This window comes from Nocardia cyriacigeorgica (assembly GCF_010858045.1).
In the GTDB taxonomy this organism is placed as follows: domain Bacteria; phylum Actinomycetota; class Actinomycetes; order Mycobacteriales; family Mycobacteriaceae; genus Nocardia; species Nocardia cyriacigeorgica_E.
The window spans coordinates 1-24,653 of sequence record NZ_JAAGVC010000044.1; the positions used below are offsets into that span (position 1 = coordinate 1).

The window sequence follows — 24,653 nt, forward strand, 5'->3', positions numbered from 1 at the left end:
CCGCGGGCGCCGAACCCGGCTACGACGATGCCGACGCCCGCCACACGGTGCGCCGCTACCTGGCCCGGCTCATCGGCAAGCCACTCGACCCGTCCGACCAGGAGGGCACCCACCCGCTGATCTGCACGGCGAACCCGGCGAACTGGGATCCGCAGGGCACGGGCAGTCCGCTCCCGGCGCCGCTGGCCAACAATCCGGGGCGGCTCACCGGCACCACCGCCTTCGCCGATCAGCAGATCAGCTCACAGGCGCTGCGTGCCGGATATGTCGCGGTTCAGGTTCCGGTGACGAACTCCTCGGGTGTGACCCAGACCCGGACGTTCACCTTGCGTGAGGGATCCGACGGCTACTGCATCGGGGACGTCTCGCCGTAGCGACTACCCTGGACGACCGGCTGACAGTTCGGAAACACCGCGGTTCAGGAGGAACAAGCTCGTGCAGATCACCAGCGTCGGACATGCGGGTTTCCATATCCAGACGACGGCCGGGTCGATTCTCTGCGATCCCTGGGTGAACCCCGCCTACTTCGGGTCCTGGTTCCCGTTCCCGGACAACTCCCGGCTCGACTGGGACACCCTGGGCAATTGCGATTTCCTCTACGTCTCGCATCTGCACCGCGATCATTTCGACGCGAAGAACCTGGCCGAGCACGTCAACAAGGACGCCACCGTCCTGCTGCCGGACTACCCGGTGCCGGATCTGCGCCGTGAGCTGGAGAAGCTGGGCTTCCACAAGTTCTTCGAGACCGAGGATTCGGTCAAGCACACGGTGACCGGGCCCGGTGGCGAGCTCGACATCATGATCATCGCCTTGCGTGCGCCCGCCGATGGGCCCATCGGCGACTCGGGGCTGGTCGTCTCCGACGGCGAGACCACCTGTTTCAACATGAACGACGCTCGTCCGGTGGATATGGACGTGCTGCACGAGGCGTTCGGGCACGTCGACATCCATCTGCTGCAGTACTCGGGCGCGATCTGGTACCCGATGGTCTACGACATCCCGAACCGGACCAAGTCGAATTTCGGCAAACAGAAGCGTCAGCGCGGGATGGACCGGGCCCGCAGCTACATCGAACAGGTCGGCGCCACCTGGGTGGTGCCCTCGGCCGGGCCGCCGGTCTTCCTCGACGACGAACTGCGCTACCTCAACGACGACCGCGGCGACGAGGGCAACATCTTCCCGGATCAGATGGTGTTTCTCGAGCAGATGCGGATCCACGGCAACGCCGGCGGCGTGCTGATGATCCCCGGATCCGTCGCCGATGTGCGCGGCGCCGAGCTGGAACTCACCCATCCGTTCGACCCGGCCGAGATCTACGACGACAAGGCCGCCTACATCGAGCGGATGGCCGAGCGGATGGCGCCGGTGCTCGCGGCCGAGAAGGCGACGTGGGCCACCGGCGAGGGCCCGCTGCTGGAACCGCTGAAGGCGCTGTTCGAGCCGATCATGGCGCAGAGCGATCTGATCTGCGACGGCATCGGCTACCCCGTCGGCCTGGTGATCGGCGAGGAAACCGTGGTGCTCGACTTCCCGAAGCGCCTGGTGCGCGGTCCGATCGAGGGTGAGGGCAAGTACCGCTACGGCTTCCGCATCGCCCCGGAGCTGGTACGCACCGTGCTGCGCGACAACGAACCGGACTGGGTGAACACCATCTTCCTGTCCACGCGCTTCCAGGCCTGGCGCATCGGCGGCTACAACGAGTTCCTCTACACCTTCTTCAAATGCCTCACCGACGAGCGCATCGCCTACGCCGACGGCTGGTTCGCCGAGGCGCACGACGACTCCGCCTCCACCGAACTCGACGGCTGGGAAGTCCAACGCCGCTGCCCGCACCTCAAGGCGGACCTGTCCAAGTTCGGCGTGGTCGAAGGCAACACCCTCACCTGCAATCTGCACGGCTGGCAGTGGGACCTGGAATCGGGTCGCTGCAAGACCTCGAAGGGGCATGAGCTGCGCTCCCGCAAGCTCGTCTGAGTTCGCCGAGCCCGACGCCCGCACGGAAACGCCGGGCTCGGCGCGTGGATGCTGTGCCGTACGACTACGCCCCGCCAGTCGTACCTCGCCGTATCTTCAGCTGTGCTGTTCGGACGACGAACCCGGCCGGCCTGTCGCCACGACCACCGCGATCAAGGTGAGAGCGCAGCCGATCAGGGCGGTGATCGATAGCCCCGCCCCGGTGGGGATCATGACGTCGAGGGCCACCGAGGCGAGGAGTTGGCCCGCGACCGAGGTGAGGCCGAGGAGTAGGACGCCGATCCAGCGCACGACCAGGACGGCGAGGGCGATGAAGACCACGCCGATGACGCCGCCGAGGTAAAGCCATGGGTCGGTGGGGAATTCGCTTGGTAGGCCTGCACCTGCGACCACCACGGCTTCGACGGCCAGCAAGCCGAGTAGGCCGACAGCGAAGTTGATGCCGGTGGCCGGGAACGGGCCGCCGACCGCGCCGACACGTCCGTTCACCGCCTGCTGCCAGGCCAGGCCGATACCCGCGAGGGCGGGAACGAGGATGAGCACCGCCGGCGGGACCTCGGCGATGGCGGTGGGCGCCGACAGCGCCCCGCTGACCTCCGAGCTACCGACCCCGGCCAGGGCCACCGCGAAAACCCCCAGCGCGGCGGCACCGATGCGGCGCAGTGTCACCGGGGTGTGCCCGTTCGGCGCCAGCCCCAGCCGATCCACCACCAGGCTGCTCAGCAGCTGCCCGGCCACCACGGCCACGGTGAACGCGGTGACACCGAGCGCGGTGATGGTGAGCCCCTGACTGGCCACGAACGCCGCACCGCACAACCCGCCGAGCAACTGCCAGCGCCGCAGCTGCCCCGCCGCCACCGCCCGGCGCACCTTGCCGAGGCCGTCACGCAACGTCCGCGAGCACGCGAAAGCCACGGCCAGCACTAGCAATCCGGTGCCGAAACTGACCACCGCGGCGGCGATTCCATCGTGCAGCCGCTCCCCCAGCGCGCCATTGATCCTGGCCTGCACCGCGACCCCGGCCCCGATGGACATCCCGAGTCCGAGTCCGAGCCGTCGCTGCACCACCGCGCCACCCTATCCCCGTGACGCAGCGCTGCCGTGCAGCCGCCACCCATCATCGGCCGGGGTCCATTCAGCTGCTCGACGGCCGGGGCCGGCGCGGCAGCCAGGCCGGTGTCACCGCGGCGATCATGAGCACACCGATGCCGAGCAACGCGACGGTCGCCGACATCGACAACCACACCGTCGCCAGCGCGACGAAACCGAAGGCCGCGAGCGAGACCACCTCCGACAGCAGGCCGGACACCGAGGTCACCGTCGCGCGGGCCGGACCTTCGATGGCGTCCTGCAGGCGGGCGGCCGCGACCACGCTCGTGTTGTAGATGACGCCATAAGACACCCCGAGCGCCACGAAGCCCGACCCCGCGAGCACGTACAACGCCGCAGGCCAGCGCGCCGCCAGCCCGACGACGACGGCACCGGCGATGAACAGCGCGCCCGCGGCGGCAATGGCGATTCCCATCGTGCGGGCCCGCATGGTCTCGGTGCGTCCCGCCGTCACCGAACCGATCAGCGAGCCGACCACGGTGATCGCCACCAGTACCGGGACCACGGCCGTCGCGACGCCGGCCTCCCCGGCCACCAAGGCGAAATACTCGTCGAAGGCGGTGATGCCGTAGAGCAGCGCGCCGAGCACCACACCGTTGCGGACGGTCGTGATCCGCGTCGCCTCGGCGAGCCCGGAGCGCAACATCGTCAGGTACCGCGTGATCGGGCCGTCGGATGATGTCGGGCGCGGGGATGGACCCGGCGCCTCCGGTGGTCCGGCAGCCGCGCTCGGCAACGCGGTGAGTTCCGGAGCGACAGCGGTCCGGTCGGCGGCTGCCCCCGCCGCGCGGGCGGTCGATGCGCCGGTCGGATCCTCTTCGACCTCATCCACGTCGGCGGTCGACACCGCTTTGGGCGCACCGGGCAGGCTCAACGCGACGACGGTGTGCGCGGCCGCCATCACCACGCTCACCCAGCCGATCAGCGGATAACCGCCGATCAGGTACAGCGGGGTCGCGGCAAGGATGGCGATCAGCACCGCGATTTCGGTGCCCGCCCTGGTGTAGCCGAGGATCCGCGGGAACGCCGAGGGTTCACCGCGCAGGCTGAGTTCGTCGTAGAGCAGCGCCTCGAATGTCCCCGACCGCAGCGCGCCCGATGCGCCCCACACCACGAAACCGGCGGCGAAGCCGAAGTAGCTCGGCAGCAGCGTCCACAGCGTGAAGCCGAGGGTGAGCAGTAGCCCGCTCAGCACCAGAAGTCCGCGCCGGGACACCGTGTCGGCCCACGCGCCCGAAGGCACTTCCAGCAGGAACGCCGTCGCGGACCAGAGCGCGAACAGCGAGGAGATCTGCCCGGCGTTCAGGCCGTGGTCGGCGAACAGCAGGGCATAGACGGCATAGAGCGGGAAGAAATCACCGAGACCGGTGAACAGCACCGCCCGTACGGTGAGCGCACGCATGCCGATCGGTTCGGCAGGCCTGCCAGGGCCGAATCAACAGCCATAGACGAGTAAACGCATGTGCCAAGCATCGCCGCAGCCGACGATGCCGGTCAAGGGAAATTTCAGCCGAGCGGAACCCAGCCGTTGCGATCGGCGTCGGCACCGGGACCGATCCGGCCCTGGTTCTGGTTCAGATCGCTGATGAGTTCGGCGACCGGATGCGAATCGCTGTAGTGGTACCCCTGTGCCAGCGCGAAACCCAGCTCGGTGAGCACGGCCGCCTGATACTCGGTTTCCACACCCTCCGCGATGACCTGCAGGTCCAGCGATTTGCTCAGCGCCGCGATCACGCCGAGCAGTGGCGGGGCGGGCGAATCGGAGCGGATCGCGGCCACGAACGACTGGTCGACCTTGATGATGTCGCTCGGCAGGGTGGCCAGCCTGCTCAGCGAGGAGTAGCCGGTGCCGAAATCGTCGATGGCGATGCGGACGCCACGGTCGCGCAGGGTGTGCAGGTTCGCGATGGCGGTCTGCGATTCGGCGGCCAGCTCACTTTCGGTCACCTCGAGCACCAGCTGATCGGCGGGCCAGCCGGTGCTCTCCAAGATCCCGGTGACCCGGTCGGCGTAGCCGGATTCGGCCAGCTCCAGCCCGCTGACATTGACGTTGAGGGTGAGATCGAGCTGGGCGAAGGTTTCCTGCAGCCGCGCGGCGTCGGCGCAGGCCCGGCGCAGCACCAGCTCGTCCAGGTCGGAGATGAGGTCGTATTCCTCGGCCACGCGGATCAGGCCCTCGGTGGTGACGTCCGGCTGCGCGCTCGACGACCAGCGCAGCAGCGCCTCCACCCCGACGGCCTTGCCGCCGCCCTCACTGAGGCTGACGATCGGCTGGTAGTGCACGTCCAGCGCCCCGCGGTCGATGGCCTCGCGCAGCTCCACCGCCAGCGGCAGCTGCCGCGACGATTCCAGCACGGTCCGGTTGCGGCCCGCCTGCTTGGCCCGGTACAGACCGACATCGGCGCGGCTGACCAGCAGCGACCCGGATTCGCCCGGCTGCCAGGACGTCACACCGGCCGAGCAGCCGGTGGTGACGGCGGCGCGCAACTGTTCGGTCAGCAGGATCGCGGCCTGTTCGGTGGTGCCGGGCAGCAGCAGTGCGAAGACGTCGCCGCCGTAGCGGGCCAGCCGCTGTTCCGGGGCGAGCAGCTTGGACCAGGTATCGGCGACCCGTTGCAGCACGGCGTCACCGGCGCGGTGCCCGAGGTGATCGTTGACCTTCTGGAACCGGTCGAGATCGACCAGCACCAGCGCGAGCCCCTCCTCGGAGCGGGTGGCGTTCTCGATGGCGGTGTTGAGCGCCCGGTCGAAACCGCGCCGATTCAGCAGCCCGGTGAGTACGTCGATATCGGCCTCGGACGCCATCCGGGTGAGGATCCCGACGACGACGCCGACCCCGAAGGTCACCCCCGCCGGGATCAGCCCCGACCACCACGGCAGACCCTCACGGGTGGGCAGCACCCACAGACACAACGCCATGGCCAGCGCGATATGCGCCATGGCCAGCGGCCAGACGAAGAACAACGCGGCATCGCAGGCGACGAACACATAGAACGAGGCCAGCGTGATCGCACCCACCGTGTTCGGGAAGGCGTAGACGGCGATGGTGACCAGGATCGTCGCGATGGCGACGTAGCCGTGATGGATGCTGTGCGGCAGCCGCGGACCCCAGCCGAGCAGGCTGATGCCGAGCAGCAACGCCACCGCGGCGGCGCTGCCGACCAGCGGCCGGTTGCCCTCATCGCCGGGCGCGACGGCGGTGATCACCAGCCCGAGCGCGCCACCCATCACGTAGAAGGCCCCGGTGGTCCTGGACATGACCATGGCCGTCGCCAACGCAGACGCGGCCCGCACCCGGGTTCGGGTATCGCCGCGAGACCCGATTCCTCGCACGAACGACAGCCTAGACAACACCGAACCCCCCGGTTGCCACATCACCCGAATCGGACATCGCACCCATCCTCGCCCAGGCGTATCGGGCCGTACACGGCGCGCTACTTCGGCGCCGTCAACACATCGGTGCCGACGAACGGCACCAGCGCCTGCGGCACCCGCACCGACCCATCGGCCTGCTGGTGGTTCTCCAGCAGCGCCACGATCCACCGGGTGGTGGCCAGGGTGCCGTTCAGGGTGGCGGCGATCTGCGGTTTGCCGTTCTCGTCGCGGTAGCGCACCGAGAGCCTGCGGGCCTGGAACGTGGTGCAGTTCGAGGTCGAGGTGAGCTCACGGTAGGTCTGCTGGCTCGGCACCCATGCCTCGCAATCGAACTTGCGCGCGGCCGAGCTGCCCAGATCGCCCGCGGCGACGTCGATGATGCGGTAGGGCACCTCGATGGCGGCCAGCATCTCGCGTTCCCAGGCCAGCAGCCGCTGATGCTCGGCGTCGGCGTCCTCGGGCTTGCAGTAGACGAACATCTCGACCTTGTCGAACTGGTGCACCCGGATGATGCCACGGGTGTCCTTGCCGTAGCTGCCCGCTTCCCGGCGGAAGCACGACGACCAGCCCGCGTACCGCTTGGCGCCGCCGCTCAGATCGAGGATCTCGTCGGAGTGGTAGCCGGCCAGCGGCACTTCCGAGGTGCCGACCAGGTACAGGTCGTCGTCGGCCAGGTGATACACCTCGGCCGAATGCTGACCGAGGAAACCGGTGCCTGCCATGATCTCCGGGCGCACCAGCACCGGTGGGATCATCATCGTGAAACCGTTGGCGACCGCGCGCTGGGCGGCCAGCTGCAGCAGGCCCAGTTGCAGCAGCGCGCCGTAACCGGTGAGGAAGTAGAACCGGGCGCCGGAAACCTTCGCGCCGCGTTCCATATCGATCAGGCCGAGCGATTCACCCAGCTCCAGATGGTCCTTCGGGGTGAAGTCGAATTCGGGCGGGGTGCCGATGGTGTCGAGCAGGACGTAATCGTCCTCGCCGCCCGCGGGCGCGCCCTCCTGCACCACATTCGAGATGGCACGCTGCGCGGCGTCCAGATCGGCGTCGGCGGCGTGCTGGGCCGCCTCGGCCTCCTTGACCTTGGCCGACATCTCGGATGCCTCGGCCAGCAGCGCCGGGCGCTCCTCCTTGCTCGCCTTGCCGATCTTCTTGCCCATCGCCTTGTGCTCGGCGCGCAGATTGTCGGCGGTGGCGACCGCGGCCCGGCGCGCCGCATCGGCCTCTAGCAGCGCGTCCACCAGCGCGGGATCCTCACCGCGCGCCCGCTGCGAGGCACGGACAACGTCGGGATGTTCGCGCAGGAATCGGAGGTCGATCATGGCTGACCAGCCTAGTTGGCGGGGCGTGTGCTGGGTAATCGGATATCGGTTGGTGGCGGCGGGCAGCGCGGCACCGGGCGGGGGGGCGGATCCGTATTCGTCCGGCCGAAACCGGCGCGCAGGCGCATAGTTGTGCTGTGGCCACCACTTTCGACGACACCGCAATCGACAACGCGCTGGCCGAGCTGGCCGCGGGCGAGAAGGTGTGGGCGGGTACTCCGCTGCGCCGCCGCCGCGAACTCCTCGAACAGATCCACACCAGGACCGCGCGCTTCGCCGCCGACTGGGTCCGCGCCGCCTGCACCATCAAGCAGCTCGACCCGCAGTCCCCGCTGCTCGGCGAGGAGTGGATGTCCGGCCCGCTGACCCTGCTGCAAGCCACCACCGCCCTCGCGGAAACACTGAGCGCACTCGAGGCCGGCCGCAGCCCGCTCGACGGCATCGACCTGCGCCCGGCCCCTGGTGGCCGGCTCGCGGTGCCCGTCCTGCCGTCCGGCACCTACGACAAGCTGCTGCTCAGCGGGTTCTCCGGGGAAGTGTGGCTGCGTCCCGGTGTCGACGCCGCGACCGCGCGCCGCAAGGCCGGGCTCGCCCAGCGGGAACCCGCCGCGACCGGCGGGGTCGGAGTGGTGCTCGGCGCGGGCAACATCATGTCGATCGCGCCGCTGGACACCCTGTACGAGCTGTACGCGAACAACCGGGTCGTCGCGCTGAAATTGAACCCGATCACCGATCCGCTGTTCACGGTGTTCGAGATGATCTTCGCCCCGCTCATCGAACTCGGTGTGCTGCGCATTCTCACCGGCGGTGCCGAAGCGGGCGGGTACCTGGTGCGGCATCCAGGGGTCGCACACGTGCACATGACCGGCAGCGCCATCACCCACGACGCGATCGTGTGGGGCACCGGACCGGACGCGATCGAACGCCGCCACGATCGTCGTCCACTGCTGGACAAGCCGATCACCAGCGAACTCGGCGGTGTCTCGCCGACCGTCGTGGTGCCGGGGGAATGGTCCGAGGCCGATCTGCGCTATCAGGCCGCGCATGTGGCCACCCAGCGACTGCACAACGGCGGCTACAACTGTGTCGCCGCGCAGACGGTGGTGCTGAGCGCGGACTGGCCGCAGAAGCAGCAGTTTCTCGGCGCGCTGCGCGAGGCGATGACCCAGGCACCGCAGCGTCCGGCCTACTACCCGGGCAGCGACACACGGGTCGCGGACGCACTGGCCGCCTACCCGGACGCCCGGCGGCTCGGGCCCGGCTCCGGGCGAGTGCTGGTGGAACAACTGCCCACCGCCGATACCGCACTGCTGCGCACCGAATACTTCGCGCCCGTGCTCGGCGTGGTCGAGCTACCCGGAGCGGGCGGTGAGTTCCTGCAACGGGCGGTGGACTTCGCCAACGACGAGCTCACCGGCACGCTCGGGGCGAATCTCATCGCACATCCGGTGACGATCAAACGGCTCGGCCTCGCGTTCGAGCGGGCGGTCGAGCGGCTGCGCTACGGCACCGTCGCGATCAACGCCTGGACCGGACTGGCCTTCCTCACCCCGCGCGCCTCGTGGGGCGCCTACCCCGGCCACACCCTCGACGACGTGCAGAGCGGCATCGGCATCGTGCACAACGCGCTGCTGCTCGACGACGTGGAACGAACCGTCGTGCGCGGCCCGTTCCGCCCGGCGCCACGCTCGGTGCTGCACCGGGAATGGGCGCTCTCCCCCAAGCCGCCCTGGTTCGTCGACAATGCCACCGCGGCCTCGACCGGGCGCAAGCTCACCGAGTTCTACGCGGGCAAGAACCCGGCGCGGCTGCCGGGATTGTTCGCGTCCGCCCTGCGGGGGTGAGCCGCGGGGGCCTGCGAGCGGAGGCCTGCGTGGTTACGCAAGCTTCCGCCTCCGGCCCCTGACGCGGACGTGCTGTATCCACTCGGCACGCCCGCGGGGGCCTGCGTGGTTACGCAAGCTTCCGCCTCCGGCCCCCGACGCGGACGTGCTGTATCCATTCGGCACGCCCGCGGGGGCCTGCGTGGTTACGCAAGCTTCCGCCTCCGGCCCCTGACGCGGACGTGCCATGATGGATCGCGATGACCTCCGATGACGCGCACACGCCCCCGCCGGTGCCCGAGTCCGCTCGGGACGGTGATCCGTCGCGGCCCGCCGTCGGCCGCCCCGACCGCGGCTCGGCCGGCCGGAGCCCGCGCGGCGCGGCGTTCGGCCGGTCGAAACCGCGGCAGGGGCGCCGGTCGACGGCGGCGGCTCCGGCGCCCGATGCCGACGCCGATTCGGGAGGCAAGCTGCGGCTGTCGGCGCCGAAATTGCGCTGGGGGCTGCTCGCGGTCGCCGTCGGCGCGGTGACCGCGGCCATGGTGACGCTGTTCGTCACCGGTTTCGAGAACGATTCCGGCTTGGAAGCGCACAACCCGGCCGTGGCCGCGCCCGCTGGCGCCGAGAAGACCTTCGGCACCGCCACCCGCGGCGATTGCCTCAGCTGGACCGCGCCGGATCGCTCCGACCTGGTCGAGGTCGACTGCGCGGACAAGCATCTGTTCGAGGTCACCGCCGATATCGACCTGAGCAAGTACCCGGGCAAGGAATTCGGCCCCGGTTCGCGTTTCCCCGATTCGCTGCGATTCACCGAACTCAAAGAGGAGCACTGCGTCACCGCGGCGCAGCAGTACCTCGGCGGGAAGTTCGACCCGCGCGGGCGTTTCGTCGTCGGCCTGATGTATCCGAGCCCCGAAGGCTGGGCCAAGACCGGAGATCGCAAGCTGCGCTGCGGACTTCAGGCCGCGGGCCTGACCGGTGCGGCCTCGGCGCCGCTGCCGACCACCGGCAGCGTGCTCGACAACGACCAGTCCAAGGTGTTCGCCCCTGGCGTGTGCCTCGGCATCAACCAGAACCTGCCCACCGATCCGGTCGATTGCACCCAGCCGCACGCGGTGGAGATCGTGGCGACCGTCGATCTCGGCGGCCGCTTCCAGGGTCCGCCGCCGCCGAAGGAAGAGCAGGACAAGTTCGTCGAAGGCGAATGCGCGCGGCTGTCCACCGAATACCTCGGCGGCCCGGACGTCCTGCGCAACAAGACGTTGACGCTGTTCTTCGACTACATCGACGCGCGCAGCTGGCTCGCCGGCAGCCGCAAACTCGACTGCATGGTCGGTAAGGGCGCCGACCGTGAAGGATTCGCGCCCATCACCGGATCGGCGAAGGGCGAGATCCTGATCAACGGCCAGGCCCCGGTGCCGCCGCCGAGCGACGGCCGCTACACCCCGCCGCCGCTGCCGGGCGCCGCACCGCTGCCGCCGCAGCCGCGCTAGGCAGGGCGACGACGTACATGCCGGTCTCGATGTCCGAGGACCGCTTCGAGGAGCTGGTCGCCGACGCGCTCGATCTCATTCCGCCCGAACTCGCCCGGGCCATCGACAATGTCGTAGTGCTGATCGAGGCACGCAATCCGGAGGATCCACATCTGCTCGGGCTCTATCACGGAATCGCGTTGACCGAGCGCGACAGTCATTACGGCGGCGCACTCCCGGACACCGTCACCATCTATCGAGACGCCCTGCTGGAGATATGCGGCGACGAAGAAGAGGTGGTCGAGGAGGTGGCGATCACCGTGATCCATGAGATAGCACACTATTTCGGGATTGACGAAGAACGGCTCCATCAGCTGGGATGGGGCTAGTCTTAGCCCGAGCTGTATGCGAACCTGTGGATGGGGGTTCGCGTCCGGCCGGCAAGACCGGAAGGAAACTCTGGATTCGATGGAACCGATCGTGGTGACGTCGCGTCCAATGTACTCGTAGGGGGAATTCTCGTGGTTCCGCCGAACAGCTACCACTAGAAGGAGTCGAGACATGATTGGCAACGTGCACGTCACACCCGAACTCATCCTCGCCGCAGCTGTCGAACTGGATCTGCTCGCCGACCGTCTGGCCGGGGTGGCCGCGGTGACCGGACCGGCAACGCATGTCCTCCCCTCGGGCGCCGACGAGGTGTCGCTGTTGGCCGCGAACCACTTCAATCACGCGGCCATCACCCATGATCGGGCCGTCGCGCAGGGGATTCTCGAACTGCATCACGCCGCCGCGATCCTGCGCACTCAGCTCGCGCAGTACATGGCCGAAGACGCCATGTCCGCCGGAATCGTCACGCTGACCGGCGCACCGTTCAACTCGATCGTCGCCTAGCCGACCGCCGATCCGGCTCCGAGCTTCACACAAGGGGAGAAACAAGCATGACCGCAGGAATCACCGGGGTGTTCTGGCTGCCCCGCATGGCCGAATTCAACTCCGTCACGCTGAACGCGGGCGCGCACGCCGTCCCGATCTCGGCCGCCGCCACCGCATGGGGGACGCTGACGGGCGCCTGGGTCGACGCCACCGCCACCGTCACCCGGGTGATGGCCGAACTGGGCCTCGGCCTGCAGAGCGTCAACGGCATCGGCGCACTGGCCCGGCTCGGCGGGTTCACCGCATGGGCGGGCCAGCAGGGCGTGATGGCCGCGACGATGGGAAGCAAGGCCGCCGCCAACGCCACCGCCTACACCGTCGCCTCGCTGGCGATGCCGAGCCTGCCGGAGATCGTCGCGGTCAATACCGCGGTCGTCGCCTCTGCCAACCCGGCCGGTGCGCTCTCGGGCGCGTTCGAGGCGGCCGAAGTCGCCAAGCACGCCATGGACATTCGCGCCGCGCTGGTGATGGAGACCTACGAGGCCGCCACCACCGCCACCGTGATCACGCCCGGTGAGTTCATCAACCCGCCGCCGATCGCCAACGGCGCCGGCTCCGCCGAAGCCGCCTCCAACGCCGATCAGGCCTTCCAGAGCGGCAATGGCGACCCGGTGCAGACCGCGCTCGCCGCCGCGGGCGCGGTGGTGAACAACCCGGCCATCAGCAGCGCGGTCACCCAGGTCGCGAACGTGGCCGGTTCGGTCGCCACCAGCGGTGTGAGCACCGTCGGCAATCTCGGCGCCAACGCGATCGCCGCCGCCACCAGCTCGGGCGCGCCAGGGGTGGCGTCGATGGCTCCGGTCGGCATGGCCGCCGGTGGCGCCGCGGCCGCGGCCGGTGCCTCCACCCGCGCCGCCGGGATGGGCGCGTCGGTCGGCGCGGGCAGCGCGTTCAAGGTGCCCGAGGGCTGGGGCGCACCGCCGGTCAGCGGTGGTGCGGGTGCGGCCGCTCCGGTCACCGAGGTCGCCGTGGCGCGCACCGAGGGCGCGCCGATCCGTCCCGCCTCCACCGGGCCCGCCAGCCCGCTGCTCGGTCGCGGTGCGGCCAACAGCGAGGACGACGAGTCCGAGCACAACGGCGCGGATTACCTGCGGGCGGATCACTTCTCCGACGGCCGCCTCGCCGCCGACGGCGTCATCGGTGCCGATCCCGCCGGGACGGCCAAGTGACGGTACTCGGTGCCGGTCGCGGTCCGGCGACGCTCGGCGCGGTCACGCTCTCGCTCGACGAAATGCAGTTCCTGCTGGAACATTTGCAGATCGACGAGGTCCCGGTCGTGTTGAACGCGATCGGGCGCTACGACAACGAGACCGCGCACGATGCGGCGATGGCCGCGGCCGCCCAGTCGCTCGCCGAACGGGATCTGCTCGACGGTGAAGTGGTTCAACCGGATCTCGCCGACCGGCTGCGCGCGCTCAACCGCCCGCACTGGGCCATCGCGTTGCGGCTGGTCGTCTCCGGTCAGGTGAGCCGGATGTGTCTGGCCAAGGGCGACGATCTGGTGACGGTCGCCCTGCGCGGACCCGAGTCGTATGTGATCGACGAGGCCGACGAAGATCTACCCGGTCCGGTGCTCGCCGCGCTCGGGCCCGCCGAGGCGCTCGAACTCACCGGAATGAACGCCCCGACAGAGCAATTGGAGCCGATCTTCAACGACCTCGGCGACGCGACGGCCACCGCCAACCGCCTCGGCAAGGTCGGCAACCCACCACGGGACGCGCAGACCCTCGCCTCGGCCCTGGTGCATCTGGATTCGCATGCCGAGATCGTCGGCGTCGTCTACGGCGACGGCACCCGCGAGATCGCCGACAACCATATCGCCGTATTCAACACGCGCGCGGGCCGTTTCATCGCGACGGCGAGCGTCTCCGATGACGGCGTGAAGTGGACCTCGTTCAGCAGCGGCACCAACGCCCGACTGCGGATAGCGCTGCAAGATCTGATCAACTCGCTGCCGGAACGCGAAGAGTTCCCGGACAGTCCAGCGGTGGTGTGATCCGACCACGGTCCTGAATCATCGAGCGTCGCGCCCGGTCACCAGCGTGGCCGGGCGCAGCTCACCCCATCGGGTCGTCGGACCCCAATGCCGGCACGCGCCCGAACGGCGGGGTGAACCGGCCCCAGCGCACGCATTCCCAGCTGCCGTCGGGACGCGGCGCCAACTCGATGGTCTCGGTGTTGTCGAGATGGTTGTCGATGGTGAACGGCGGCGCCACGCCGGTCAGCGTCCGCGCGACGAGGCGCATGGCGGCGCCGTGGTTCACCAGCAGCACATCGCCGGCGTCGTCGAGTAGGTATCCGTCACGCAATTCGGTGATCGCGGGCAGGAAACGGTCGAGCACGTCCTGACCCGATTCGCCACCGGGCAGCCGCTGCGTCAACTCGCCCTCGTGCCAGGACCGGTACACCCGGAGGAACAGCTCGTGCGCCTGCTGGCTGCTCTCCCCCTCCAGATCGCCGACCTGCACCTCGTGCACGCCGTCGAGCACTCCGGCCGAGATGCCGCTCGCGGCTTCGATGTAGCCGGCGGTCTGCCTGGCCCGCAAGGCCTGCGAGGACAGCAGCAGCCGAGGCGGCACCGTCAGCCGCGATGCGAAGGTCTTCGCCTGCGCCGCACCGCGTTCGGTGAGTGGCAGCCCGGGCAGACTGGTATCGAGCATCCGTGCGACATTGCCTTCGGTCTCACCGTGCCGCACCAGAATCAGTTTGCCTGTCACAGGTCGGCAACCCCCTTTCGTAATCGGGTCAGCCACTGCGCGGCTTCCTCATCCGACGGCGGCGGCGTCCCGGTGGCCGAGGTGGCGGGCCAGGAGCCGAGGAAACGGATACGCGCCGTGCGGTGCAGCGCCTTGAGCGCTTCGGCGACCGCGGCGTCGTCGATATGGCCGACGCAATCCAGATAGAACCGGTACGTGCCCATCCCGGTGCGGGTGGGCCGTGATTCGATTCGGGTCAAATCGATACCGCGAGTGGAGAATTCACCGAAGGCGCGCATCAGCGCGCCCGGTTCGTTCGGCAGTTCGAGCACGATCGACGTGCGGTCGGCGCCGGTGGCCTGCGGTGCCACCCGCGGCTTGGTGACGAGCACGAACCGGGTGATCGCGTCCTCGTGATCGGCGACGCCCTCGGCCAGCGGCACCAGGCCGAGGCGTTGCCCGGCCAGAGTGGTGGACACCGCGGCATCGGCGCGCCCGGCCAGCACATCCTCGGCGGCAGCGGCGTTCGAGGCCGACACATAACCGGTGGCTCCGGGCAGATGACGTTCCAGCCACAGCCGCACCTGCGCCGCGGCCACCGGGTACGCGGCCACCGACGTCACGTCGTCGAGCCGGGTGCCCGGGCGGGCCAGGATCGCGAAGCTCACCTCGAGTTCGGTCTCGGCGATGATCTGCAGCCGCGGGCCGACGGCCAGCGAATCCAGGGTGGCCGGAATCGAGCCCTCCACCGAACTCTCGATCGGCACCACGGCGCCGTCGACGTCACCCGAGCGGATCAAATCGAGGGCGGCGCCCTGACTGGGCGCGGCGATCCGCTCGACCGGCCCGTCGAAGGCCCCCGAGGTTTCGAGTTCGGCGAGGGCCATCTCGGTGAAGGTTCCGGAGGGCCCGAAATACGCTATTCGCGGCACGCCTACGAGATTACTTGCGCGAGCCCACGCGCTCGGCCGACTTCCCGAGGCCGGGAACGGCTGGGCTATCAGTCGGCGACCGGAGCCAGCAGCTCGGTGAGCGCCTGAGCCAGTTCCCGCGGATGCCGCGTCTCGATGGCCAGCAGTACCCCGCGCACGGCCTCGACCGCCTGTGGCTTCAGGCCGGTGAGGAAGCCGACATCGGGAGTGGTCAGGGCGGTGCGGATGTCCTCACCGCACAGCGCGGCGGCGGTGCCGGCGACGAGGGCGAGCGCGCGCTGCGGATCGTCGGTCCGTGCGACCAGACCGGTGTCGGAGTGGGCGGCTTCGGCGAGGATGTCGGCGATCTCGGCAACGTCGAGATCCGCTGCGATGATCCGGCCCGGCGGCGCCGTGGCGGGCGGGACGACAAGGCCGTCGGCCAGATGTCGCCGCGCGGGTGCCGTCAATGCGACCAGAACCGGCTCGCTGCTCATGGACTTCAACTTACCCAGCGGCCAGATGTTGCGCGCATCCCCACCTTCGCTTAGGTTAGGTTAACCTAATTGCGCATCTGTGAAGTGGGGCACGTTCACCCAGTGGAGGTTTCTATGCCGGAGACGATCAGCGCACCGACGACCGCCGAGCGGGTGCGCAGCGCATGTGCGCATGCCGAGTATTCGGTGCTGGCTCTGCCCGGCACCGATCCGATCCCCACCTCGGTGCATCATCTGCGCGAATGCGGCGACGCCGTGATCGCCGTGCCCCGCGACAGCGCCGCCGCGCATGCCGCCGCCTCCGGTGCCGCGGGCGCGCCGGCCGTCCTGGAACTCACCGACCACGCCCCACTACCGCTGCGGGAACCGGTACGCGCGCTGGTGTGGTTGCGCGGCTGGGTGCGGGCCGTGCCGACGCAGGCGCAGCGGGCGCTGGCCACCGAGGTCGCGAAGGAGAACCCCGATCCGGGCCTGCTCGACGTCGGCCACACCGCCACCCTGTTGCGTCTGGTGATCAACTCGGCCGTGGTCGCCGATGCCACCGGCGCGGAATCGGTGTGCGTCGAGGATCTGCGGCTGGCCAGGCCCGACCCGTTCTGCTCGATGGAATCGGCCTGGCTGCAACATATGGAGGCCGACCACGCCGACGTCATCGCGCAACTGGCCCGGCATCTGCCGCCCCGCCTGCAGCGCGGCACTGTGCATCCGCTCGCTATCGACCGATACGGACTCACCCTGCGGGTAGAAGGCGAGGACGGCGACCACGACGTCCGCCTGCCCTTCGCCTCGCCCGCCGACGACGTCGAATCGCTGAGCCGCGCAGTGCGGTTGCTGGCAGGCTGCCCCTTCCTGAACGGACTGCGCCGGATCTGATTCCCGCGCCCGGGGGCAATAGATTCGGCTGCATGCGCGATGACCTCGGCCGGGCGGAAACCGGTGAGCCGACCGATCGGGAACGGGCGGGTATTCGGCTCGAGATCCTGGTGGTGCTCGGCGTCACCTTCGGACTGAGCGGCCTCAATGCCGCCCTGTCGCTGGTGGAGAGCGCGCTCGCACCGGGCGGTGTGGATGAGCAGACCGTCGCGCTCAATGCCTCGCGCTCGGCGCAGTCGACCATCGACCTGCTGTTCCAGCTGCTCGGCGTGCTGCGATTGACGGCGTGGGCCGGGCTCGGGCTCTACCTGCTCTGGCGCAGCGGTATCGGCCCGCGCGCCATCGGCCTCGCTCGGGCGCGCTGGCGCCCGGACTGGCTGCACGGACTCGTGCTCGCGGCCGTGATCGGGCTGCCGGGGCTCGCGCTGTACCTGATCGCGCACGCGGCGGGCGTCAGCGTGACGATCGTGCCCAGCGCCCTCGACGAGCACTGGTGGCGGCTGCCCGCCCTGATTCTGTCGGCCTGCGCCAACTCCGCCGCCGAAGAGATCATTGTCGTTGCCTACTTGATCACCCGGCTGCGTGCACTGGGTTGGTCGGACAACCGTTCCCTGCTCGCCTCGGCGCTGCTGCGCGGCAGCTACCACCTCTACCAGGGCCTCGGCGGCGGACTCGGCAATATCGTCATGGGCCTGATCTTCGGCCGCTACTGGCAGCGCACCGGCCGCCTCTGGCCACTGGTCATCGCACACGCGTTGATCGACGCGGTCGCCTATATCGGCTACACCGTGCTCCGCGACCGGGTCGTCTGGCTGCCGTGAGCAGTCGACCGACGAACCGCGCGAAGCCGGTCGAGATCCGAAGACCGCAGTAGCGGTAACGACGCAAGGCACTCCGACTCTGGCCGCCGGCGATCGTGCACACCACAATCGATCTGCCCGCCATATCGCCCCGCGAGCAATCGGCCGGCTGCCGTGAACCGCGATACCGGCTGATCGCGCTGGACCAGCTCCGCACTGGGTTCGACTCGCGCCGGGCCAGGCCCAGAGAGGCGCCGTAACCGCGTCGAGCCGGTCAAGACCGGAAGACAGCATGAGCGGTAACCACGCACGGCACTCAGCCGCTGGGCCGGCAATCGCCAACGCCATGGTCGACCCGGCCGCCCGTATCAGCGCCTGAGCAGGTCGGCTGGCCGGGCGTGAACAGCGATGGCGGTGGATCGCCGGGTCCGGTCGAGGTCGGAGGACGGTGGCGGGGCAGTGTCCGCGCCGGCCTGCCGGATCGGGCGCGGGCGTACCGGCGTGGCGTCGGGTAACAAACGGGGGCGGAGTGGGTAAGTAGAGTTCGACATGATGAACGGCGACGACCCACGGAGGCGCCGGGTCCCGCCGCAGGCGCCCGGTCGGCCTGGCGCGCGTCCGGCCGAACCGGGGATGCGTGGGCCATCCCCCGAACCCGGCAGGCCGCAAACACCCGGAGAGCGGGGCGGGTGGCAGCGGCCCGACCGGGGCTCACGCGGGGCGGGCGAACGCGGCGGCCATCCGGTCGGCGGGCCCGGCGCAATCCCGTCATCCGACCGCCCCGTATCCGGACGACCCGAACCCGAGCGCCCAGGCGCCGCACACCCCGGCCGTTCAGGAGCCGGGCGGCAGCAACCCGACCGCCCGGGCATCCCGCACCCCGATCGCCCTGGCTCCGATCGACTCGGTGCCGGGCAGGACGCTCGACGAGGTGCCCCGCGCAACCCCGGCGCTGCGGGCCCGCACGGCAATCGCCCGGGAGCCCACCCCGATCCCGAGGCAACCCGTCGTTACGACGCGGACCGACCAGGCGGCGCGTATCGCGGCGGACCGGCGCGGCACCCGGACGCCCGGCAGCCCGCCGAGCCGGTGATGCGCCGTCCCGAGGGAGCCCCCGGGCTGCGGAAAGACGGACCGAGCGGACCGCCACGCCATATCGAGCCGACACAGGTGCTGCACCGTGACGGCCGAGCGGAAGCGGCACCGCTGGCCTGGTCGCAGGTGCCCGAGGCGCCCGCCGAACAGCACCGCGCGGGCACCCATGCGCCGACGCAGCAACCCGTCCCGTTCCGCGAGGACGAACCCCCGCGCAGACGCCGCGATGTGCCCCCACCCCCGCCGAGCCGACCGCCACGCGGTGGCGGCCGGGCGCCACGCCCGCCGCGGCCCAAGCGCAAACGGCATCTCTTCCGGTGGTTCCTGGTCATGCTGGTGGTGTTCATGCTGCTGATCGTCACCGCGGTCATTCAGCTCGACCGCACCCTGCACCGGATCGACGCGCTCGCCGATTACTCCGACCGGGTGGGCGACACGCCCGGCACCAACTGGCTGCTCGTCGGGTCCGACAGCCGGTCCGGGCTCACCGCCGATCAGGAGCAGGGCCTGGCCACCGGTGGCGAGGTGGGTCCGGAGCGCACCGACACGATCATCCTGGTGCATGTGCCGCCCTCGGGCCGCACCACATTGGTGAGCCTGCCGCGCGATTCCTACGTCAGCATCCCGGGCTACGGCCAGGACAAGCTCAACGCCTCCTTCGCATTCGGCGGTCCGCAACTGCTCGTGCAGTCGGTGGAGATCGCCACGGGGCTGCACATCGACCACTACGCGCAGATCGGGTTCGCCGGATTCGCCGGAGTGGTCGACGCGCTCGGCGGGATCGATGTGTGCGTGCCGCAACCCATCGACGACCCGCTGGCCGGCATCAATCTGGCCGCGGGCTGCCAGACCCTCGACGGGCCGCAGGCGCTGGGTTTCGTGCGCACCCGCGCCACCGCGCTCGCCGATATCGACCGGATGAACAATCAGCGACTGTTCCTGTCCGCCTTGCTCGAACAGGCCACCAGCCCGAGCACGTTGGCCAATCCGTTCAAGCTGTGGCCGATGGCCCGCGACACCGCGCGCTCGCTGACCGTCGACAACGGCGATCACATCTGGGATCTGGCGCGGCTGGGCTGGGCGCTGCGCGGCGACACGCTGGCGACGACGGTACCGATCGGCGGATTCGGCGATACCTCCAGCGGCAATGTGGTGCTGTGGGACAAGGCCAACGCGAGCCGGTTCTTCGAGGCGCTGGCGACCGGGCAACCCGTTCCGGAGGATCTGCGCGGCGAGTAACGTCGAGCACATGTCCGACCTCGACGCCGGCCGGTCGTTCCCGGCCCTGCTGCGCGATCAGATCCGTCACGGGTTCACCGCGGGCCAGCAATATCTGGCCGCCGCGGTGTACTTCGAGGCGAACCGGCTGCCCCAGTTGGCCCGACATTGTTACGGCCGTTCCGACGAGCATCGCGGCCATGCGCTGCGCATGGTGCAGCATCTGCTCGACCGCGATCTGGAGGTCACCGTCGGCGGCCTGGACGAGGTGCGCCCGACCTTCGAATCACCGCACGCCGCAATCGCTTTCCTGCACGCCCGGGAGCAGAGGCTGACCGATCAGACGGTCGAGTGCGCCAAGGCCGCGCGCGCTTCGAACGACTACCTCGGCGAGCAGTTCATGCAGTGGTTCCTGGAGCAGCAACTCGACGAGGTGTCCGCCATGACGACGCTGCTGACGGTGCTCGAGCGCGCCGCGGGCAACCTGTTCGACGTGGAGGAATTCGCCGCGCGTGAACTGCCGACCACCGTCGCACCGGCGGGCAACTCCGCCCCCAAAATGGCTGGGACAGTACGCAACTAATTAGGAAACACTATCCTCAATAAGGGTCGACTTGGATGACAAGGACGCTGACCAGCGATAACGTCTGTGTCATGTCCAGCCATCCGGAAACTCCACGCAGCAAATTCCACAGCCTGCTCCACGATCAGATCCGGCATGAATTCAATGCCGAGCATCAATACATCGCGATTGCGGTTTGGTTCGACAACGCCGACCTGCCGCAGCTGGCAAAGCGCTTCTACGCCCAGGCCGTCGAAGAACGTAACCACGCGATGATGATCGTGCAGTACTTCCTCGACCGCGATATCAGCATCGAACTCGGTGGAGTCGACGCTGCTAAATCGCATTTCGAGAATGCCCGCGAACCCATCGCATTGGCACTGGCCCAGGAGAAGGCGGTCACCGACCAGATCATCCAGCTGGCCAGCACCGCTCGCGAAGAGGGCGATTACCTCGGCGAGCAGTTCATGCAGTGGTTCCTGAAGGAACAGGTCGAGGAGGTGGCCAATATGAACACTCTCCTCACCATCGCCGATCGCGCCGGGTCGAACCTGTTCGATCTGGAGGAATTCATCGCCCGCGAAATGAGCGGCCCGAGCAACACTTCGGGTGCCCCGTCGGCCGCCGGCGGTTCGGTGTAATACGCCACCGCGCTATCGAGCGATCGGCAGGCCGAGCACGTTGCGGCGTGCTCGGCCTGCCGAATTCCGCACTACTCAGCCCGCGCTGGCGCTCAGGCTGCTGAGAAGCGTGGTCAGAAGCTCGAGAATGGCGTCCATGATTTCCCTACTTTCCTCATCGGCCGGTGAGGTTTCCCTCACCTACACCATCTTTCGGTGATGCAGAGAACGTAACGGAGCCAAGATTAGAAAGGAGCGTTTTTCACAAAATTACTACGGTGGAATTTCGCCACCCCCGAACAGCGACGGCTCCGGGCCGGCCCGAGGCCGGACACCGAAGCCGTCTCACTGTTTTCGCGCGCCGACTCAGCGCGAACGACGCCGACGCGTCAACGCAGGGTGACCTGTCGCGAACGCAGGCCGTCGCGCGACCGCCGCTCCTCGGCCGACATCGGCGCGTCCGAGGCCAGCGCCTGCGCCAACCGCGCACCGAACTCGACTGCGGGCGCGGCCCATTCGGCCGCGTGCCGCTCGGGATCCAGATCGAACACCGGCACCAGCAGCCCGTGGGTACGGAACGAGCCCGCGAACCGCGAACCCTCACCCAGATGCAGACCACCCGAGGCGTGCAACCGGGCCAGCGCCAGCATCAGATCGTCTTCCGGCTCCGGGCGCACCCAGCGCAGATGCGCCTTCTCACCCGCGTCGACCCACCAGGCCGCGCCGATCGCGTCGGCACCGAGATCCAGCCGATCCGAGGGCATGATCGCCTGCTTGGCCTGCTCGATGGTCGCGGCCACCTGCGGATCGGGCTCCACGCCTTCGGGCACCCACCAGTCGAAATCTTGATGCACTGTCAACTCGAGCGCGGCGCCCGGGTCGATGACGTCGGCCAGGGTGGGCCCACCTTCGACGCTCGCGGCGGCGGGCAGCGACTCACCCGGTTCCGCCGACTGGGTCCACAAGATCGCCGCGGCGAGATCGGCGGCCGGGTTCTCCCCCTCGGCCTGCACCTGCACCCCGACATAGCCGGTCGGCTCGTCACCCGCGCGCACCAGCGCGGCGACCGCACCGGGCAGCACCGTCGCGAGGATGACCGAACGTTCGGCCGCGGCGCCCGGCGATAGCTTCAGAGTCGCGGTCGCCGAGGGCACGAACTCGCGCAACGCGACGAGATCGCATTCGGCGGCCAAACCCTCGAACGGGCGCGTGACGGCGTTGGCGGCCTGTTCCAGCGCGGCTCGCCGCTCGGCGAGACGCTGCGCCCGGTTCCCGCCGGGCTTCGGACTGTTGCGCTTGCTCTTACCCACGGCTGGTCAAACTACACCGGTCAGGGCCGCCCGCTCCGCGCGCCACGCTCTCGGCTCGGCAGTCGCCATCGACCGGCTCAGGCGGTGTCGATCGGCGCCCGAGCCGGAGGCCCTGCGTGGTTACGCTCCGCTGCCGCCTCCGGGTCTCGACCGGCTCAGGCGGTGGCCAGCAGTGCCTTGGTCCGCCCCGGATGGTTGGTCGCCACCCAGCTGACGCCGAGATCGGCGCACAGCCGCACGTCTTCGGGATCGTCGACGGTCCAGCAGTAGGTGGCGCGGCCGGCGGCGGCGGCCTTGTCCACCAGATCGGGGTGTTCACGCAGCGTCTTCACCGACGGGCCGACGGCGGTGGCGCCGACCGTGGTGGCCGCGCTGCCGCCCAGATAGCGCGAGGATTCGCCGAGCAGCACGGTCGGCAGCAGCGGCGCGGCGCGGCGGATCCGCCAGACCGCGGTGGCCGCGAACGACATCACCACGGCCCTGGAGTGATCGGCCGAGGCCGGGGTCGCGATGCCGAAGCGCTGCAATTCGGCCAGCAGCTTGTTCTCCACCAGCGCGCCGTAGCGCACCGGATGCTTGGTCTCGATGAACAGCTTGGTCGGGCGGCTGCGCCAATCGAGCACAAGGGCGATGAGCTCGGCCAGGGTGAGTACCGAGGCGGGTTCGCCTGCGGTGCCGAAGTCGAGGGCCTTCAACTCGTCCAGGGTGAGTTCACTGACCAGGCCGGTGCCCGAGGACGTCCGGTCGACGGTGCGGTCGTGCACACAGACCAGATGCCCGTCCCTGGTCAGCCGGACATCGCATTCGACGCCGTCGGCGCCCTCCTGCAGGGCCAGCTCGTAGGCGGCGAGGGTGTGCTCGGGGCGTTCGGCGGACGCGCCGCGATGGGCGACGACGAATGGTGCGCGATTGGGCTGGCTCACTTCGCCACGACCTCCTGCTCCTGATGCTCACGATCGGCCGCCTCCGCACTCGGCTCGGCCGCGGGCTCCGCGTCGGCGTGGTCGCCGGCCGCGATCGCACCGTCCGGTGCGGCACCGCCGTCGGGGCGGCCCGCGCCGGCATCGGCCCGGGCTGCGACGGTAGCCGATCCCGGCTGCACCGGTTCGATGACGGGCACCGCCGGGTCCGCGGCCACCACCCAGCGGTGCGCGATATGGGCGCGCCCGAGCAGATCGCGGCCCTCCACCATCCGCACAATCCACAGTGTCGCCACCGCCACCGCCACGGCGACGGCGTCGGTGAATGCGGTGAACAGCACTCCGTCGGCCTCGGCCTGCAGCGAGTCGGCGCTGCGCCAGGCCAGCGCGGCAACCGCGCAGGCTCCGCCGAACACCCAGATCGCCCACCACACCCGCACCGCACGCAGCGGCCGTGGATCCTCCCGGCCGGCCACCATCTCGCTCAGGAAAACTCCCGGCCACAGCAGGTTGACCACCGGGATCACACAGCCGAGCACCAGCATCCGCGGCGACCGCGGATCGCGCAGACCACGACCCTCGTATACGGCCCGGCGCGCCTGGATCAGCCAGCCGACGGCGGCGACCGCGGCGAGCAATGCCAGCACCGCGGCGAACAGCGCCGAAGCGTTGACCATCGCGTCGGAGAACGTCAACAGCAATGGATCGATGAGATAGGTGCGATTGCGCAGTAACAGCAGGTAACGACCGAGTTCGGAGCCCGCCGCGATGGCGAACATCAGCGCCGTCGCGATCAAGAGCGGGGGCAGCCAGCCGGCCAGCACATTCAGCGGCGGCCGGGCGGCTACGGGCTCGCGGGCCGGTTCATCGCGCAGTCCCCAGCGCGGGATCTCGGTGTAGTGCGGGGTGGGAGTGGGCCCGGTGCGGCCGGGGGCGGCGGTGCCGCGCGGACGGTGATCGGGCCTGCGGGCGACCCACCGGTAGTTGCGCCGTTCGGCGGGCGCGTCGATCGGCCCGGGCGAGAGCAGGACGCCACGGCAACGCGGGCACCAGTGCATCGGCGCCGCCTGTTGTACGGCCCAGCGCGCGCCGCAGCGCGCACAGGGTTGCACCACCGTACTCAATGCCGTCGCACCTCG

22 protein-coding genes and 1 pseudogene are annotated in these 24,653 nt (G+C 69.5%); 13 read left to right on the plus strand and 10 right to left on the minus strand.

Annotation, left to right across the window (positions count from 1 at the left end; all coding sequences use genetic code 11):
* Both GV790_RS24815 and GV790_RS24820 read left to right on the plus strand, forming a co-directional pair.
* Window positions 1-374 (plus strand): annotated as a pseudogene (locus GV790_RS24815) (hypothetical protein); the annotation flags it as partial.
* A gap of 61 nt (window positions 375-435) precedes the next feature.
* On the plus strand, window positions 436-1,974 hold the full coding sequence (locus tag GV790_RS24820; protein WP_163816636.1) for a Rieske 2Fe-2S domain-containing protein: 1,539 nt from the start codon (window positions 436-438) through the stop codon (window positions 1,972-1,974).
* A 96-nt stretch (window positions 1,975-2,070) separates the two neighbouring features.
* On the opposite strand, the gene GV790_RS24825 is transcribed toward GV790_RS24820, so the two are convergent.
* From GV790_RS24825 to serS, 4 genes are all read right to left on the minus strand, one after another.
* Window positions 2,071-3,042, minus strand: a complete 972-nt coding sequence (locus tag GV790_RS24825; protein ID WP_163816638.1) for a DMT family transporter — start codon at window positions 3,040-3,042, stop codon at window positions 2,071-2,073.
* A 67-nt stretch (window positions 3,043-3,109) separates the two neighbouring features.
* Complete coding sequence (locus tag GV790_RS24830; protein WP_163816640.1) at window positions 3,110-4,486, minus strand: MFS transporter; 1,377 nt, start codon at window positions 4,484-4,486, stop codon at window positions 3,110-3,112.
* A 104-nt stretch (window positions 4,487-4,590) separates the two neighbouring features.
* The gene (locus tag GV790_RS24835; RefSeq protein ID WP_256673514.1) at window positions 4,591-6,342 is read right to left on the minus strand and encodes a putative bifunctional diguanylate cyclase/phosphodiesterase; all 1,752 of its coding nucleotides are present in this window, start codon (window positions 6,340-6,342) and stop codon (window positions 4,591-4,593) included.
* Window positions 6,343-6,518: 176 nt separating this feature from the next.
* Window positions 6,519-7,781 (minus strand): serine--tRNA ligase, encoded by a 1,263-nt coding sequence (serS, locus tag GV790_RS24840; protein ID WP_163816645.1) that lies wholly within the window; start codon window positions 7,779-7,781, stop codon window positions 6,519-6,521.
* A 137-nt stretch (window positions 7,782-7,918) separates the two neighbouring features.
* Between serS and GV790_RS24845 the strand changes: the two genes are divergently transcribed.
* The 6 genes from GV790_RS24845 (at window position 7,919) to GV790_RS24870 (ending at window position 14,008) form a co-directional block, all read left to right on the plus strand.
* Window positions 7,919-9,625 (plus strand): aldehyde dehydrogenase family protein, encoded by a 1,707-nt coding sequence (locus GV790_RS24845; protein WP_163816647.1) that lies wholly within the window; start codon window positions 7,919-7,921, stop codon window positions 9,623-9,625.
* A 239-nt stretch (window positions 9,626-9,864) separates the two neighbouring features.
* Entirely contained in the window at window positions 9,865-11,097 is a 1,233-nt protein-coding gene (locus GV790_RS24850) for a septum formation family protein (protein WP_175586001.1), read from the plus strand.
* 17 nt (window positions 11,098-11,114) lie between these two features.
* The gene (locus tag GV790_RS24855) at window positions 11,115-11,465 is read left to right on the plus strand and encodes a metallopeptidase family protein (RefSeq protein WP_163816649.1); all 351 of its coding nucleotides are present in this window, start codon (window positions 11,115-11,117) and stop codon (window positions 11,463-11,465) included.
* Between the two features lie 172 nt (window positions 11,466-11,637).
* Window positions 11,638-11,970 (plus strand): PE family protein, encoded by a 333-nt coding sequence (locus GV790_RS24860; protein ID WP_163816651.1) that lies wholly within the window; start codon window positions 11,638-11,640, stop codon window positions 11,968-11,970.
* A 47-nt stretch (window positions 11,971-12,017) separates the two neighbouring features.
* On the plus strand, window positions 12,018-13,181 hold the full coding sequence (locus GV790_RS24865) for a PPE domain-containing protein (protein WP_163816654.1): 1,164 nt from the start codon (window positions 12,018-12,020) through the stop codon (window positions 13,179-13,181).
* Window positions 13,178-14,008: an ESX secretion-associated protein EspG gene (locus tag GV790_RS24870; protein ID WP_163816656.1), complete on the plus strand. Its 831-nt coding sequence runs from the start codon at window positions 13,178-13,180 to the stop codon at window positions 14,006-14,008. The genes GV790_RS24865 and GV790_RS24870 overlap by 4 nt, the downstream gene beginning before the upstream one ends.
* A gap of 61 nt (window positions 14,009-14,069) precedes the next feature.
* Here the strand turns inward: GV790_RS24870 and GV790_RS24875 are convergent, their stop codons facing one another.
* The 3 genes from GV790_RS24875 to GV790_RS24885 form a co-directional block, all read right to left on the minus strand.
* Window positions 14,070-14,729 carry a histidine phosphatase family protein gene (locus GV790_RS24875; RefSeq protein WP_163816658.1) on the minus strand — a complete coding sequence of 220 codons (660 nt, stop codon included), beginning with the start codon at window positions 14,727-14,729 and terminating at the stop codon, window positions 14,070-14,072.
* Window positions 14,726-15,640 (minus strand): prephenate dehydratase, encoded by a 915-nt coding sequence (gene pheA / locus GV790_RS24880; RefSeq protein ID WP_163816660.1) that lies wholly within the window; start codon window positions 15,638-15,640, stop codon window positions 14,726-14,728. Before pheA ends, GV790_RS24875 begins: the two co-directional genes overlap by 4 nt.
* A 68-nt stretch (window positions 15,641-15,708) precedes the next feature.
* Window positions 15,709-16,116: a hypothetical protein gene (locus GV790_RS24885; protein ID WP_163816662.1), complete on the minus strand. Its 408-nt coding sequence runs from the start codon at window positions 16,114-16,116 to the stop codon at window positions 15,709-15,711.
* A 114-nt stretch (window positions 16,117-16,230) separates the two neighbouring features.
* Between GV790_RS24885 and GV790_RS24890 the strand changes: the two genes are divergently transcribed.
* From GV790_RS24890 to GV790_RS24910, 5 genes are all read left to right on the plus strand, one after another.
* The gene (locus GV790_RS24890) at window positions 16,231-16,989 is read left to right on the plus strand and encodes a DUF2470 domain-containing protein (protein ID WP_163816664.1); all 759 of its coding nucleotides are present in this window, start codon (window positions 16,231-16,233) and stop codon (window positions 16,987-16,989) included.
* Between the two features lie 32 nt (window positions 16,990-17,021).
* Complete coding sequence (locus tag GV790_RS24895) at window positions 17,022-17,810, plus strand: CPBP family intramembrane glutamic endopeptidase (RefSeq protein WP_163816666.1); 789 nt, start codon at window positions 17,022-17,024, stop codon at window positions 17,808-17,810.
* A gap of 1,149 nt (window positions 17,811-18,959) precedes the next feature.
* On the plus strand, window positions 18,960-20,123 hold the full coding sequence (locus tag GV790_RS24900) for an LCP family protein (protein WP_163816668.1): 1,164 nt from the start codon (window positions 18,960-18,962) through the stop codon (window positions 20,121-20,123).
* A gap of 10 nt (window positions 20,124-20,133) precedes the next feature.
* Window positions 20,134-20,685 (plus strand): ferritin, encoded by a 552-nt coding sequence (locus GV790_RS24905; RefSeq protein WP_163816670.1) that lies wholly within the window; start codon window positions 20,134-20,136, stop codon window positions 20,683-20,685.
* 71 nt (window positions 20,686-20,756) lie between these two features.
* Window positions 20,757-21,305 carry a ferritin gene (locus GV790_RS24910; RefSeq protein ID WP_014348392.1) on the plus strand — a complete coding sequence of 183 codons (549 nt, stop codon included), beginning with the start codon at window positions 20,757-20,759 and terminating at the stop codon, window positions 21,303-21,305.
* 368 nt (window positions 21,306-21,673) lie between these two features.
* Here the strand turns inward: GV790_RS24910 and GV790_RS24915 are convergent, their stop codons facing one another.
* The 3 genes from GV790_RS24915 to GV790_RS24925 all read right to left on the minus strand — a co-directional run bounded on the left by GV790_RS24915 (window position 21,674) and on the right by GV790_RS24925 (window position 24,629).
* Window positions 21,674-22,594: a DUF5926 family protein gene (locus tag GV790_RS24915; RefSeq protein WP_163816673.1), complete on the minus strand. Its 921-nt coding sequence runs from the start codon at window positions 22,592-22,594 to the stop codon at window positions 21,674-21,676.
* Window positions 22,595-22,749: 155 nt separating this feature from the next.
* A complete protein-coding gene (locus tag GV790_RS24920) occupies window positions 22,750-23,517 on the minus strand; it encodes a glycerophosphodiester phosphodiesterase (protein WP_163816675.1) in 768 nt (255 codons plus the stop codon).
* Entirely contained in the window at window positions 23,514-24,629 is a 1,116-nt protein-coding gene (locus tag GV790_RS24925) for a DUF4328 domain-containing protein (RefSeq protein WP_280210572.1), read from the minus strand. Before GV790_RS24925 ends, GV790_RS24920 begins: the two co-directional genes overlap by 4 nt.
* Between the last annotated feature and the right edge of the window lie 24 nt (window positions 24,630-24,653).